A 13,200-nucleotide genomic window follows, 5' to 3' on the forward strand; every position below is an offset into this window, starting at 1 on the left:
TTTCAAGGCAAGGAGAGGCGAAATGAACGAGATAGGCTGGGACGATTTTCTGAAGGTGGATCTGAGGGTGGGCACCATTGTCGGCGCCGCGCCCAATGTCCGGGCCCGCAAGCCGGCCTATGTGCTGACGGTGGATCTGGGCGAACTGGGCGTCAAGACCTCCAGCGCGCAGATCACCCATCACTATTCGCCGGACAGCCTGATAGGCCGGCGGGTGCTGTGCGTCTGCAATTTCCCGCCCAAGCGCGTAGCCGGCGTGTGTTCCGAGGTGCTGGTCACCGGCGCCTACGACGAAGCCGGCAATGTGGTGCTGGCGGAGTTCGCGCTGCCGGCGCCGAACGGCGGCCGACTGGTTTGACGCGGGGCCATCGCCGATGGCGGCCGCCCGTTTTCCGGCGCGCCCGGTCCGACGGGCGGCCGGGATCCGTTTTGCGGTAAGGCGCTTGTCATGAAATTTGGGCGCATATACGCTATGCGCTGGACAACGCAGGCCCGGAGGACGCGATGGAGAAGCCGCCGTTATTGCTGGAGACCGTTGAGCAGGCAGAGGGGATTCTGTCGAACGCCCCGTTCGCGGCCATCTGGAACTACCAGGTAAGGCATGTGCAGACCGGGAAAGTGGAGCTGGCTCTGCCGGCGCAGCCGCAGTTCTACCGCCCCGGCGGCATCGTGCAGGGAGGCTGCCTGATGTCGTTGGCGGACACCGCCTTCTGGCTGGCCGCGATGACCGAGCTGGGCATCGATGCGCCCATCGTCACGCTGGAAATGAAAACCCATTTCCTGCGCGGGGCGCGCGGCGACGTCTACTGTCGCGCCGAGGTGATGAAAAGCGGCAGGCGCGTCACTTACGGGACCGCCACCATCAGCGACGGCGAGGGCCGGACGCTGTCGCACCATACCTTGACCTATATCGGCGCCGAGGCCGTCGCCGCACTGCCGATCTGAGCCGGCTCATGGCCGGGGCGCGCCGTGCGGCGTCCGATTCCCGTTCCCGCTTGCTGACGCTTTTCCCTCTTGCCGGCGCTATCCTGTCGCGCGGCATTCGCATGTCTCTTGCATAGCCTGGATTTATATCTTAAGATATGTTTTAAGATATATTTGCCGCGCCATGCTGCGCCCGCAGGGCGCCGGTGCGGCGGACGGCGTGTCCGAGCCGGCGATGGTCGCTGATGGCCGGACGCGCGGGAGAGAGGAAATGACAGGATCAGATACGAAAATCGAGGCGTTTCACGCCCATGTGTATTTCGAGGCCGAGCAGCAGCCGCAGGCTCGGCGCCTGCGCGAGCTGATACCGTCGCGTTTCGACGTCAACTTGGGCCGATGGCGCGAGACCGCCTACGGTCCGCACCCGACCGGGGCCTACCAGGTGGAGTTTGCCGGCGAGTTGTTCGGCGAATTGGTGCCCTGGCTGATGCTGCACCGGGAAGGGCTGGACATCCTGGTGCATCCGCTGACCGGCGACGATGTGGTGGACCACACCGAGTACGCGATGTGGCTGGGCAAGCCGCTGGCGCTGAACATCGATTTCCTGCGCCGGGACGCTTAGCGGCGCGCAAGGCCCCGCCGGTCTGGGACAGTTCCGAATAAGCGCCGCCGGCGGCCCTTGGGCGCGCGGCCCCGCTAATATCGCCCCATCCGATCGACATGCCACGGCATGGGAGGCGATATGGTTTTCCGGGATTTGTTCCCGGCCTCATCCTCGCAGGCTCCGGCAAGCCTGGAGCGGCAGCGCGAGGGGATAAGGCTGGGGTTCGACGCGCAGGCGCTGCTGCAGGCGTTCGAGCAGGCCCGCGACGGCACGGAGGCCGGCGGCCTCGGGCTGACGTTGTTTCCCGGCGTCGGCGGCGCCTGCCTCAGCCACCGGACGGCGTCGCCCCGGCCCGGCCTCCATTTCTGGCACGGCCTGGGCGTCGGCGGCCGGGACCTGTCGGCCAGCCTGGCCTTTTCCGTGCGGCAGGAGCAGGGCACGGCGACGGTGACGCTGGCCGGCCATGTCGCCGTCGACGGCCGGCGCTACCTGATCCATCCGGCCGGCGACGGGCAGGTCCGGGTGGCCTTGTCGCCGCCGGCGGGGCCGCTTGCCTGCGCTGCCGTCGCGCATCGTTCCGGCAGGCCCGGGGCGGCAAGCGCGCCGACCGCCGGCGAGGTCTACGCGGCGGAAGCGCCGGCGCTGATCTCGGTGTGCGCGTTCTATCCGGCGGCCGCGGCGAAAGCGCACTTGAAGATGGGCCGCGCGGAGATCGAGCTGGCGATGCTGCTGGTGCAGGAGGATACCAACAGCGTCTTCGCCAACAGCCGGATTCCGGCGCGCGTCCGCATCGAGGCGCGGCCGTTGGCCGGCGAGCCGAAACATATCGATACCCTGGGTCTGTTGGACGAGGCGCTGGACGACAAGCAGGGGCGTCTGCATGCCGAACTGCTTGCCCATCTGGCCGAAGGCAAGACCGATATCGTCGCGCTGCTGGCGGTGCATGGCACGCTGTCGTCCAGCGGTCTGGGCGTGGTGGTCGGCAAGGCCGGCGACATCCCCGCGCCGCCGGACGCCGCCCATGTCGAGTTTCCGCAGCGCGTGCTGGCGCTGGCCTTGCAGACAACGCTTCCCAGCGGCAAACCATGGAACATGCTGTCGCCGGACCATGCGTTCGCCCACGAGCTGGGGCATCTGCTGGGCGCCAGACATTCCGAACACGAGAACATGGAGTCCGGCGATGTCAGCGACGAGCCCTACGGCTATGCGCGAGGCTATATTCCGCCCGACCGGTCTTTCTTCACCGTCATGGCCTATTCCAGCGACGCTGGAGACGGGGCCAGGGCATTACCGATGTATTCGGATCACGAACAGACCTGGCAGGGACAGCCGACCGGCATCGCCCCCGGCCTGCCGAACGCCGCCAGCGCGGCGCCTTTTCTGCGATGGAGCGCCCAGGAGCTCAGCCGTTACAAGACGGGCGGCCTGAAGTCTTCATCCGGCGAGGTGGCGACGCTGAAGGTCGTCGTCTGGGGCATCGTCGATCAGGACGGCACCGTGGCGGAGTTGATCGGAGAGGACGAGGCGGAGACCGCCGTCGTGATCCCGCGCGGTCTGAGCCATCTGCCGAGGCATGGTACGATCACCGTGATCGTCGCGCCGCGGGAGGGCATACGGTTGGACCACTGGAAGGTCGACGGCGTGGTCGCGGCCGGCGTGCAGCGGCATACGGCGGAATGGCCCATCCAGCTGCACATGGATGAATCGCATACCCTGGACATCTATTTCGATGTGCGGGCCAATATCGTGCCGGCACCGCAATGCCGGCCGGCGGCGTCCATCCATATGTTTCCCCGGCCCGGCGGCGGATTGCGGGGCGGGTATCTGGTGGCCGCGGGCCGCGCAAGAGCGATGGTGGCGTCGCTGTCGCAGTCTGTGGCGGAGAGCCAGGTGGCGGAGTGGCGGGAGGATGGCGTGGCCAGGGCCTGGGACGGCGCCATTTATCACTTCGAGCTGACGTCCGCCGGGCCGCGCGAGCTGGAAGTCTTGTTGAAGCCGAGGCAGTACAGGCTGACGATAGAGCGGGTGCCCATGGACTGCAAAAGCCTGTCGTATTTCGACGACGAGTCCAGCAATATGCTGCCCCATGGCGCGGCCCAAGGGCAGCAGGTCACGTTGGAGTATCCGGATTTCTTCAGGCTCTTCGACCATTGGGAGATCAACGGCCACGGAGCGGCTGGGCGTCAGATACCGCACAAGCCTTTTCGCTACCTCGATTTCTCGATGGAGCGCGATACCGTCGTACGGCTTTGCCTGAGCGGCTGGCGGGACGCGGTCCCGGTGACTTTCGAGCTTGTGCCGCCGTTGCCGGGCCTGGTTTCCCTGCGCTGCATCGGCGAGCAGAATCCGGATTTTCCCATCCGTCTGACCGGTTCCGGCGATGTCTACCACTTCAACAAGGGGGCGCGCGTCCGCCTGAGCCAGGAGTCCGTCAAGCGCTACGGCATCACGCACTGGTCGGTCGACGACGGCGCCAGGGTGGACATCGCCGACGCGCTGACGATGGCGGGCCGCCAGCGGGTGCGATTGTTCCGCAATGAGTGAGCGGGCCGCCGCGGGGCGCGGCGGACTTGCGTCATCGCGACGCGCCCCCGGTCCGCCGGCAAGCGGTTTACTGCTTGTTCAGCCTCAAGATGATGCGCTCGATGACACAGGCCGCGGCATTGTATGAGTCGGCGCTGGGATGCGACGCAAGCCACTGTCTTTGTACGAACAGCTTCATCAGCTGATCCAGCGTCATGTCTTGGCCTTCGAAAAGAACCCTGGTGCCTTTCTCGGATTCGAACAGCGCCTCCAGCGTTTCGACGCGCGCCTTGTTCCAGTAGGCGTTTGGCTGGTCCGCCGGTCCTTTCAGCTCTTTCTTGACGATCCTGTCTTCGAGTATCGCCGTGTTGCCGCCCTTGTCGGCGAGGCCCAGCTGCAGCCCCATCAGCATGTCTTCGCCGCCCGCCACCATATAGGCCGGGTAGATGCCGTCGCCGCTACGTTCCCGGAACGGCGCCTGGATCGACACAAACTGCTGCGCGGGGGAGTTGAAGTCCTGCGGTTCCGGCTTGGCGGTGGCGGCGAATGGTTTGGGAACGTCCTGCCGGGTCGGGTAGCCGACGCCATAGCCTATGATGGGCTTGCCGCTTGAGCCGTGCTTGTCGAGCACGGCTTGCCGGACGTCGGGCCGGCTATGCCGGGTGCCTTCGGTTTGCACCACATCCTGATCCATCATCAGGATTCGTTCCGGCCGGTATGGCAGGGAGTCGGCCAGGGTGATGGCCGCGGCTCTGGCCGCGCCGAAACCGGTCAGCTGGCCACCGTCCCAGGCGACAAGGTGCAGGTTGGGGTATTGCTCGAGCGCGTCTTTCAGCGCGGAGGCGTAAGTCTGGTAATCCATCTTGTGGACCAGCAGATAAACGGGTTCGCCGCGCATATTCATCGGATGCCAGGCGAGGCTGAAGTCTTTGCCCAGATCCGCGGCGATCTTGTTGGCGCTGCCTCCGCTGATGACGATGGCGGGGACGTTGTCGGGGCCGAAGCGCAGGTCGCGGGACGGATCATGCCTGATGAAGGAAATCCAGCCGCACCGATCCGAAGGCCGATCAGCGGTGGCCAGTCGCCGGCATGTCGCGATGCGACTCTCCTCCACCGCGCGCATGCTTTTCATCGCCTCCGCGTCCTGGCCTTTGCCGATGATGACGGGAGCGTACTTGCATGCCGGCCGTGTCCGCTTGTCGGTCCACTGCGGATTGATCTTGATCTCGATCGGGTGGTTGTGCGGCGCCTGACTGGCGGAAGCGGTCGCCGCGATGCCGGCGGTGCCGTTGGCGGGGACGCGCCCGGCATTGAAAATGCCTGTCTGAATCGCGGGGCGATGGCTGGTTTTCCCGTTGCCGCCCATGTCGGCGGGCTGTGCCGGACTCTGGGCGACGCGCTCCAGTGATCGAGCCAGATTGGAGGCATTGGACCGATGCTGGGGGGTGTCGTGTTGCTGGCGCGTGGCGATGCGCGGAAGGGATGGGCTCCTGATAAGCATGATGCATTCCGATGTTGTAGGACAATTATCAATTTATCATGCTTGATTTTTAGATACTTTAAGAAAATGATTATTTAGCGATGGCATTCGCCGCCGAGCGAGGCGAATCCTGGCCGGCGTCGACGCCAAGCGGCTGGAGCCGCTTTTGGGCCAGGACGTTTCCAATGTCTTCCGTCCCGCAGGCGGGACGGAAGACGCGGTTTAGCTCAGGCGTCTGATGATGTTGGTATTGCCGCCGCCGCGCACCACCACCCAGCCGGCCGGGACCGGCGAACCCAGCATCACCTGGATCTCGGTGCCGATCGGCGCGCCCTTCGTGTAATAGATGTCGTTGCTGGTGCCGTTGGCGCGCACCTCCACCCAATCCGCCGGGATAGGCGAGCCCAGCATCACGGTGAGCCGGCGGCCGTAGCTGGAACCGGTGACGTAGTGCAGCACATTGCTGTTGCCGTTGGCGCGGACGATGACCCAGCCGTCGGGGATGGGCGAGCCGAGCATCGCGGTGTACTCGGTGTCCAGCGAGGCGCCCTTGACGTAGAGGATGTCGTTGGAGTTGCCGTTGGCGCGGACGACGATCCAGTCGGGCGGAATCGGCGAACCCAGCATCGCCGTCATCCGTCGGCCGTAGCTGGAGCCGGTGACATAGTGCAGCACATTGCTGTTGCCGTTGGCGCGGACGACGATCCAGCCATCGGGGATGGGCGAACCGAGCATCGCGGTGTACTCGGTGTCCAGCGAGGCGCCCTTGACGTAGAGGATGTCGTTGGAGTTGCCGTTGGCGCGTACGATGATCCAGTTTTGCGGAATCGGCGAGCCCAACATCGCGGTGATGCGCTGGCCGTAGCCGGCGCCGCGCACGTCGGTGATCTCGTTCATCGTGCCGGTGCTGCGGGTGATGACCCAGCCGTCTGGAACCGGCGAGCCGAGCATGATCCATTGCGTCTGGCCATAAGCCATCGGCGCCGGGGAGGCGGCGCGCGCCGGAGGCTTGGCGCCGGCGGCCATGGCGGCGTGGCCGGCGCCGCCGAGAATGGCGGCGGCCAGGATCAGGATGGGGGTTTTCATTGCGGATGCTCCTGTTGTGAAATCGGAGCGCAGGCGGGGAGTGGCCGGCGCTTGGCCGGCCATATTATGCTTTTGGTATTTTTCGGGCAATCGTTGCCGATGCGGCTCAGTCGGCGGGGGCCTGCAGCAGCAGCCAGTCGACGAAGGCGCGCAGCCGCGCCGGCTGCGGGCCGGGAGGATGGACCAGGTAGTAGCCGTAATGGCCGACCGACAGAAAATCGCCCAGCGGCAGCACCAGCTTTCCTTCGTCTATCAGCTGCTGCGCCAGATGGCGGCGGCCGATGGCGACGCCGGCGCCGCTGACCGCGGCGCTCAGGCACAGGTCGGAGCGGTCGAAGGACAGGCTGCGCGAGGGCAGGTCCACTTCGCAGCCCTGGTGGCGGGCCCATTGCGTCCATTCGGCGTTGTGGGCGGCGTGGTACCAGGCGCGCGAATCGTGCAGCAGCGAGCAATTGCGCAGCTGCGCCGGTCCGTCGTGCAGCCGGTGGCGCTCGGCGTAGGCCGGGCTGCATACCGGAGCCATCTCCTCGCTCATCAGCTTGTGGCTGCTCAGGCCGGGGAAATTGCCGTCGGCGTAATACAGCGCCAGATCGGCCCGGCCGCTGCGGAAATTGGCGTCGCCGTTGCCGGCGCGGATGTCCAGCTCCACCTGCGGACAAAGTTCGGCGAAACCGGCCAGCCGGGGGATCAGCCAGCATTGGAGTATCGACGGGTGGACGTGCAGGGCCAGGCGGCCGGCGGGCCGCTCGTCCGCATCGGGTTGCAAGGCCGTTTCCAGCTCGACCATGCCGCGCGCCAGCGCGGCGAAGAGCCGCTCGCCGTCGCCGGTCAGGCGGACCTGCCGCGTCATCCGCAGGAACAGCCGCAGGCCCAGCGAACGCTCCAGCCTGGCGATGCGGTGGCTGACCGCGCTGGGGGTCAGGCACAGTTCGTCGGCGGCGCGGGAGAAGCTGAGGTAGCGGGCCGCGGTGAAGAAGGTGTGCAGATTGATGAACTGGCCGCCATCCAGTTTAGACCGACTCATGATGCCGCCCTCAGGCCAGCAGCGCGCGGCCGCGCGCCAGATAGCAGTCCATCTCGGTTTCCGGCACCATGCCGCCGCCGGTGAGCCAGACCAGGTGGTTGGCGCGCGCCATCCGCTGCGGCGTCAGCTCCAGCCGGGCGCGGTAGCCCTGTTCCTCGGTCATCAGCCTGGCGATGCCGGGCAGGCCGGCCAGCGCCGACGGTTCCAGCCGCAAGCCCTCGGTCCGCTCCGTCAGCGCCAGCAGGCGGAACAGTTCGTCGTCGTCGACGGTGTAATAGCCGTCGATCAGCCGTTGCATCGCGCGGCCGACGAAGCCGGACGGCCGCCCCACCGCCAGTCCGTCGGCGGCGGTGCGGTTGTCTATGCCGAAATCCTGCACCGACACCCGCTGATGCAGGCCGGTATAGACGCCCAGCAGCATGCACGGCGAGTGGGTCGGCTCGGCGAACAGGCAATGCACGGCGTCGCCGAAGGCCAGTTTCAGTCCGAAGGCCACGCCGCCGGGGCCGCCGCCGACGCCGCAGGGCAGGTGGACGAACAGCGGGTGCTCGGCGTCCACCGCCACGCCTGCGGCGGAGAGCTGGGCCCGCAGCCGGATCGCCGCCGTCGCGTAGCCGAGGAAGAGGTTGACCGAGTTCTCGTCGTCGATGAAGTGGCAGCTCGGGTCGGACTCGGCCTGCGCGCGTCCCTGCGCCACCGCCGCGCTGTAGTCCGCGGCGTATTCGATCACCGTCACGCCGTGTTCGCGCAGCTTGTCCTTTTTCCATTTCCTGGCGTCGGCCGACATGTGCACCGTGGTGCGGAAACCCAGCCGGGCGCCGACGACGCCTATCGACAGCCCCAGGTTGCCGGTGGAGCCGACGGCGATCTGGTGGCGGCCGAACAACGCGCGCGCCTCGGGGCTGTCCAGCCAGGCATAGTCGTCGCCGGGACGCAGCAGGCCGTCGGCCAGCGCCAGCGTCTCGGCGTGCTTCAGGACTTCGTAGATGCCGCCGCGCGCCTTGACCGAGCCGGAGACCGGCAGCAGGTTGTCGGCCTTCAGCCACATGCGGCCGAGCAGCCCGATGCCGTAATGGCGGGCCAGGGCCGGCTGCAGCGCCGGTGCCGGCAGCAGCGGCGATTCGATGATGCCGCCGGCGGCGGCGGTGTCGGGAAAGGCGAGGCGCAGATAGTTGGCGAAGCGCCGCAGCCTGGCGTCGGCGTCGGCCACGTCTCCGGCGGACAGGCCGACGTCGTTCAGCGCTTCCGCGGCGGGCGCGATGGCCGGATTGAACCAGCTGCACTCGCGCAGCGCCGTCAGTTCGGCTAGAAGGGGGTGAGAAATCTGCCAGTCGGCCAATGACTTGCCATTAATCATGCGTCGGCTCCTTGCCGGATAACGCGGCGAGCCGGCATGACGCCAACGGCCGCAGGATGCAGTATGGGGCCATTAAACCGGCCGCAAGCGGACTTGGCAAAGGATGAATATTCAACTGACGGCTGATTTCGTATCAGGCATTGGCGCGGCCAGCTGGTCGCCGTAGCGCGCCATCCAGTCGGCCAGCTGCTGCAGCGGATATTGCAGCGTGCGGCCCAGCTCGGTGATCCGGTATTCGACGCGCGGCGGCACTTCGGCGTACACGGTGCGCCGCACCAGGCCGCGCTGCTCGAAGGCGCGCAACTGGCGGGTGAGTTCTTTCTGGGTGATGGTGCCGACCGCGCGTTGCAGCTCGCCGAAACGCACCGGGCGGTCCATCACGATCAGCCGGTACAGGATGGGAATCGCCCATTTGCCTGCGATCAGGTCGATGAATTGCAGCATCGGGCAGGGATCGGCGGTGGTTTCCTGCGGGTTCTTCACGGACATGGCGGCTCTATAGTATCAATTTGACACCTACTATACATTACATACCAATGGTCATAAAGTAGCCGTTTCGATGACAAAGGCAAGGAGCGTGCAATGCAGCGGCTTGAAGGCAAATACGCGTTGATCACCGGCGGCAGCAGCGGCATAGGGCTGGAAACCGCCAGGCAGTTCCTGGCCGAGGGCGCGCGGGTGGCGATCACCGGCCGCAGCGAATCCGGTCTCGCCGAGGCGGGCGAGGCGCTGGGCGGCGGGGTCCTGCTGCTCCGCTGCGACGCCGGCCGGCTCGACGAGCAGCGCGCGCTGCCGGCGCGCCTGCGCGAGCACGGCTGGAGCCGGCTGGACGCGGTCTACCTGAACGCCGGCGATGTGACCCATCTGCCGCTGGAGGCCTGGACCGAGGCCGATTACGACCGGGTGATGGCCACCAATCTGAAGGGGCCGTTCTTCCTGCTGCAGGCCTTGCTGCCGCTGTTGGCCAATCCGTCGTCGGTGATCCTGTGCGGCTCGGTCGGCGCCAGGATAGGGGTGCCGGCCAGCAGCGTCTACGCCGCCAGCAAGGCCGGCCTGCTGTCCTTGGTGCGCACGCTGTCGGCCGAGTGGCTGGGTCGCGGCATCCGCGTCAACGGCTTGTCGCCGGGGCCGACGCAGACGCCGGCCTTCGGCAAGCTGGGCATGCCGCAGAGCGAGGCGCCGGCGCTGTTGGAGCAGATCCGCAAGCTGGTGCCGCTGGGCCGCCTGGGCCGGCCTGAGGAGTTGGCCAAGGCCGCGGTGTTCCTGGCGTCCGACGAGTCCAGCTTCATGCTGGGCAGCGAGCTGCTGGTCGATGGCGGCGTCGGCAATCTGTGAGCGTCGCGTCCATCGTTTATGACATCCGTGTTTCGGGGCGCTAGAATGGTCGGCATCGAAACGGAAGCGCCAAGCGATGAATGATCCGAAAGCCGGCTTTGCCGGCGCCGAGACGCTAGGAGGCGGCGCGTCGCGCCGCCGCGCCTTGCTGGCCGCCTGCGGCGCCCACGCGGTCCACGACGGCCTGACCGATCTGGTCTACGTGCTGTTGCCGGTGTGGCAGGCGCAGTTCGCGATAGGCTACGCGACGGTGGGCCTGCTGCGCGGCGCCTATTCCGGCGCGATGGCCGGCTTCCAGTTGCTGGCCAGCCGCCTGGCCGGGCGCTGGGGGCGCAAGCGCATGCTGGTCGGCGGCACCGCGCTGGCCGGCGCGGCCTATCTGCTGGCCGGGCAGGCGGGCGGCCTGGCGGTCTTGTTGCTGGCGTTGACGCTGGGCGGCCTGGGCGCCAGTGTCCAGCATCCGCTGGCGTCGTCGCTGGTGGCGGACAGCCACCAGGCCGGCGACGCCTCCCGCCAGGCGCTGGCGCAATACAATTTCGCCGGCGACATCGGCAAGACGCTGATCCCGGCGCTGACCGGCCTCTTGCTGACGGTGGCGGGCTGGCGGCTCGGCGTCAGCCTGATGGGCCTGCTGGGACTGGCGGCGGCGGCATGTCTGTGGCGGCTGGTGCCGGACGGCCCGCCGGCCGTCACCGGCAAGCCGGCGGCGGCGCGAGCGACGGGCCGCGGCACGCGCGGCGGCTTGCGGGCGCTGCTGGCGACCGGCGCGATAGACAGCGCGGCCAGGATGGGCTTTCTGACCTTTTTGCCCTTCTTGCTGAGGAGCAAGGGCGCGGGCGCGGCGGGCATAGGCCTGGCCTTGTCGCTGCTGTTCGTCGGCGGCGCGTTCGGCAAGCTGTTCTGCGGTTATCTGGGCGCGCGCATCGGCATGGTGAGGACGGTCTGGCTGACCGAGGGCGCCACCGCCTTGCTGATCGCGGCCAGCCTGGCGCTGCCGCTGGTCGGCGCGATGGCGATGCTGCCCTTGCTGGGGCTGGCGTTGAACGGCACCTCGTCGGTGCTGTACGGCACGGTGGCCGAGCTGGCCGAACCCGCCGGGCGCGATCACGCGTTCGCGCTGTTCTATACCGGCACGATAGGCGGCGGGGCCTTGTCGCCGGTCTTGTTCGGCAGGCTGGGGGACGCCGCAGGCGTGCCGACGGCGATGCTGGCGCTGGCGGTTTTCCTGTTGTTGACGCTGCCGTTGTCGTCGCGGGTGGGCAGGGATCTGGGCCAATAAAAAAACGCCGACATCTGCCGGCGTTTCATCTGTCATGTGACAAGAGTTCAGGCATCGAGCCCGTCGCGCACCATTTGCGCGGCGCGCAGCACCGCGCGGGCCTTGTTCTGGGTTTCCAGCCATTCCGATTCCGGCACCGAGTCGGCGACGATGCCGGCGCCGGACTGCACGTAGAGCATGCCGTTCTTCAGCACCGCGGTGCGGATGGCGATGGCGAGGTCCATGTCGCCGTTGAAGCCCAGATAACCGACGGCGCCACCGTAGACGCCGCGCTTGGTCGGCTCGAATTCGTCTATGATCTGCATCGCCCTGACCTTGGGCGCGCCGGACAGCGTGCCGGCGGGGAAGGTGGCCTTGATCACGTCGATATTGCCGACTTCGCGGCCGACCCGGCCCTCGACGTTGGACACGATGTGCATCACGTGGGAATAGCGCTCGATCGCCATATTGTCGGTGATCTTGACGCTGCCGACGTCGGCGACGCGGCCGATGTCGTTGCGGCCCAGATCCATCAGCATCACGTGCTCGGCGATTTCCTTCGGATCGGCCAGCAATTCCTCGGCCAGCGCCTCGTCCTGCTCGCGGGTCTGGCCGCGCGGGCGGGTGCCGGCGATCGGGCGCACGGTCGCGATTTCGCCGTCGCGGCGCACCAGGATCTCCGGCGACGCGCCGACCACGTGGAAGTCGTCGAAGTGGTAGAAGAACATGTACGGCGACGGATTGAGGTTGCGCAGCGCGCGGTACAGCGCGATCGGCGAGCCGTGATAGGGCTGCTGCATCCGCTGGGCCAGCACCACCTGCATGATGTCGCCGTCGTGGATGTAGCGCTGACAGGCCGACACGGCCTCCTTGAACGCTTCCTCGCCGTATTCCGACACCGCCTCGCCGTCGTGCGGCAGCGGCAGCGACAGCGGGATGGTCAGCGGTTCGCGCAGCTTGGCGCGCAGCTGGGCCAGCCGCGCCTCGGCCTTCTGCAGCGCGTTGGGCACTTCCGGGTCGGCGTAGACCACCAGGTGGAGCTTGCCGGACAGATTGTCCACCACGGCGATCTCCTCGGACAGCATCAGCAGGATGTCCGGCGTGCCCACCGGGTCCGGTTTGCGGGTGTCGGCCAGGCGGCGCTCGATATAGCGTATGGTGTCGTAGCCGAAATAGCCGACCAGGCCGCCGGAGTAACGCGGGAGGCCGGGCAGCTCGGGGATGCGGAAGCGCTGTTGGAACGCCTCGATGAAGGCCAGCGGGTCGCCGTCGTGGCGCTCTATCACCTTGTCGCCGCATTCGACCTGCACCCGCTGGCCGCTGACGCGCAGCCGGGTGTCGGCCGGCAGGCCGATGATGGAGTAGCGGCCGTGGCGTTCGCCGCCGACCACCGATTCCAGCAGATAGCTGTACGGCTGATTGGCCAGCTTCAGATAGATGGACAGCGGGCTGTCCAGATCGGCCAGCAGCTGCTGGGTGACGGGGATGCGGTTGTAGCCGGCGGCGGCCAGGCGGTCAAATTCTTGCGCTTGCATGCGTTTCTTCCTGTGTCGTGTCAGTTCGGGCGGGGTCGTGCGGGGCGTGCTCCGGGCGACGCCATCGCCAGCTG

12 protein-coding genes are annotated in these 13,200 nt (G+C 67.2%); 6 read left to right on the forward strand and 6 right to left on the reverse strand.

Annotated elements, in window-relative coordinates:
- The first annotated feature begins 22 nt into the window (after positions 1–22).
- From WNM05_RS11205 to WNM05_RS11220, 4 genes are all read left to right on the forward strand, one after another.
- On the forward strand, positions 23–358 hold the full coding sequence (locus WNM05_RS11205; protein ID WP_434635070.1) for a tRNA-binding protein: 336 nt from the start codon (positions 23–25) through the stop codon (positions 356–358).
- Positions 359–504: 146 nt separating this feature from the next.
- Positions 505–945 (forward strand): PaaI family thioesterase, encoded by a 441-nt coding sequence (locus WNM05_RS11210; RefSeq protein WP_434635071.1) that lies wholly within the window; start codon positions 505–507, stop codon positions 943–945.
- A 250-nt stretch (positions 946–1,195) separates the two neighbouring features.
- Positions 1,196–1,546: a DOPA 4,5-dioxygenase family protein gene (locus tag WNM05_RS11215; RefSeq protein ID WP_434635073.1), complete on the forward strand. Its 351-nt coding sequence runs from the start codon at positions 1,196–1,198 to the stop codon at positions 1,544–1,546.
- A 120-nt stretch (positions 1,547–1,666) separates the two neighbouring features.
- Positions 1,667–4,072, forward strand: a complete 2,406-nt coding sequence (locus WNM05_RS11220) for a hypothetical protein (RefSeq protein WP_434635074.1) — start codon at positions 1,667–1,669, stop codon at positions 4,070–4,072.
- A gap of 67 nt (positions 4,073–4,139) precedes the next feature.
- Here WNM05_RS11220 and WNM05_RS11225 read toward each other — a convergent pair whose 3' ends face one another.
- The 5 genes from WNM05_RS11225 to WNM05_RS11245 form a co-directional block, all read right to left on the reverse strand.
- Positions 4,140–5,552 carry a hypothetical protein gene (locus WNM05_RS11225; RefSeq protein WP_434635076.1) on the reverse strand — a complete coding sequence of 471 codons (1,413 nt, stop codon included), beginning with the start codon at positions 5,550–5,552 and terminating at the stop codon, positions 4,140–4,142.
- Between the two features lie 201 nt (positions 5,553–5,753).
- Positions 5,754–6,617, reverse strand: coding sequence for a hypothetical protein (locus tag WNM05_RS11230; RefSeq protein WP_434635077.1), 864 nt, complete (start codon positions 6,615–6,617; stop codon positions 5,754–5,756).
- A 106-nt stretch (positions 6,618–6,723) separates the two neighbouring features.
- Positions 6,724–7,641, reverse strand: a complete 918-nt coding sequence (dsdC, locus tag WNM05_RS11235; RefSeq protein WP_434635078.1) for a DNA-binding transcriptional regulator DsdC — start codon at positions 7,639–7,641, stop codon at positions 6,724–6,726.
- 10 nt (positions 7,642–7,651) lie between these two features.
- On the reverse strand, positions 7,652–8,998 hold the full coding sequence (dsdA, locus tag WNM05_RS11240) for a D-serine ammonia-lyase (RefSeq protein WP_434635079.1): 1,347 nt from the start codon (positions 8,996–8,998) through the stop codon (positions 7,652–7,654).
- A gap of 111 nt (positions 8,999–9,109) precedes the next feature.
- Positions 9,110–9,487: a winged helix-turn-helix transcriptional regulator gene (locus tag WNM05_RS11245; RefSeq protein WP_434635080.1), complete on the reverse strand. Its 378-nt coding sequence runs from the start codon at positions 9,485–9,487 to the stop codon at positions 9,110–9,112.
- Positions 9,488–9,580: 93 nt separating this feature from the next.
- Between WNM05_RS11245 and WNM05_RS11250 the strand changes: the two genes are divergently transcribed.
- Positions 9,581–10,333 (forward strand): SDR family oxidoreductase, encoded by a 753-nt coding sequence (locus tag WNM05_RS11250; protein ID WP_434635081.1) that lies wholly within the window; start codon positions 9,581–9,583, stop codon positions 10,331–10,333.
- Positions 10,334–10,409: 76 nt separating this feature from the next.
- Positions 10,410–11,612, forward strand: a complete 1,203-nt coding sequence (locus WNM05_RS11255) for an MFS transporter (protein ID WP_434635082.1) — start codon at positions 10,410–10,412, stop codon at positions 11,610–11,612.
- Between the two features lie 47 nt (positions 11,613–11,659).
- Here the strand turns inward: WNM05_RS11255 and trpE are convergent, their stop codons facing one another.
- Positions 11,660–13,126, reverse strand: a complete 1,467-nt coding sequence (trpE, locus tag WNM05_RS11260) for an anthranilate synthase component I (protein WP_434635083.1) — start codon at positions 13,124–13,126, stop codon at positions 11,660–11,662.
- Positions 13,127–13,200: the final 74 nt, after the last annotated feature.

The sequence above is a fragment of the Chromobacterium sp. CV08 genome (genome assembly GCF_051129845.1).
Lineage (GTDB): Bacteria > Pseudomonadota > Gammaproteobacteria > Burkholderiales > Chromobacteriaceae > Chromobacterium.

What these genes read in the sequence shown, in the direction of transcription:
- WNM05_RS11220 (WP_434635074.1), top strand. Translation starts at nt 1,667, where the DNA reads ATGGTTTTCCGGGATTTGTTCCCGGCCTCATCCTCGCAGGCTCCGGCA.
- WNM05_RS11210 (WP_434635071.1), top strand. Translation starts at nt 505, where the DNA reads ATGGAGAAGCCGCCGTTATTGCTGGAGACCGTTGAGCAGGCAGAGGGG.
- WNM05_RS11215 (WP_434635073.1), top strand. Translation starts at nt 1,196, where the DNA reads ATGACAGGATCAGATACGAAAATCGAGGCGTTTCACGCCCATGTGTAT.
- trpE (WP_434635083.1), bottom strand. Translation starts at nt 13,126, where the DNA reads ATGCAAGCGCAAGAATTTGACCGCCTGGCCGCCGCCGGCTACAACCGC.
- WNM05_RS11230 (WP_434635077.1), bottom strand. Translation starts at nt 6,617, where the DNA reads ATGAAAACCCCCATCCTGATCCTGGCCGCCGCCATTCTCGGCGGCGCC.
- WNM05_RS11245 (WP_434635080.1), bottom strand. Translation starts at nt 9,487, where the DNA reads ATGTCCGTGAAGAACCCGCAGGAAACCACCGCCGATCCCTGCCCGATG.
- WNM05_RS11225 (WP_434635076.1), bottom strand. Translation starts at nt 5,552, where the DNA reads ATGCTTATCAGGAGCCCATCCCTTCCGCGCATCGCCACGCGCCAGCAA.
- WNM05_RS11205 (WP_434635070.1), top strand. Translation starts at nt 23, where the DNA reads ATGAACGAGATAGGCTGGGACGATTTTCTGAAGGTGGATCTGAGGGTG.
- WNM05_RS11255 (WP_434635082.1), top strand. Translation starts at nt 10,410, where the DNA reads ATGAATGATCCGAAAGCCGGCTTTGCCGGCGCCGAGACGCTAGGAGGC.
- WNM05_RS11250 (WP_434635081.1), top strand. Translation starts at nt 9,581, where the DNA reads ATGCAGCGGCTTGAAGGCAAATACGCGTTGATCACCGGCGGCAGCAGC.
- dsdC (WP_434635078.1), bottom strand. Translation starts at nt 7,641, where the DNA reads ATGAGTCGGTCTAAACTGGATGGCGGCCAGTTCATCAATCTGCACACC.
- dsdA (WP_434635079.1), bottom strand. Translation starts at nt 8,998, where the DNA reads ATGATTAATGGCAAGTCATTGGCCGACTGGCAGATTTCTCACCCCCTT.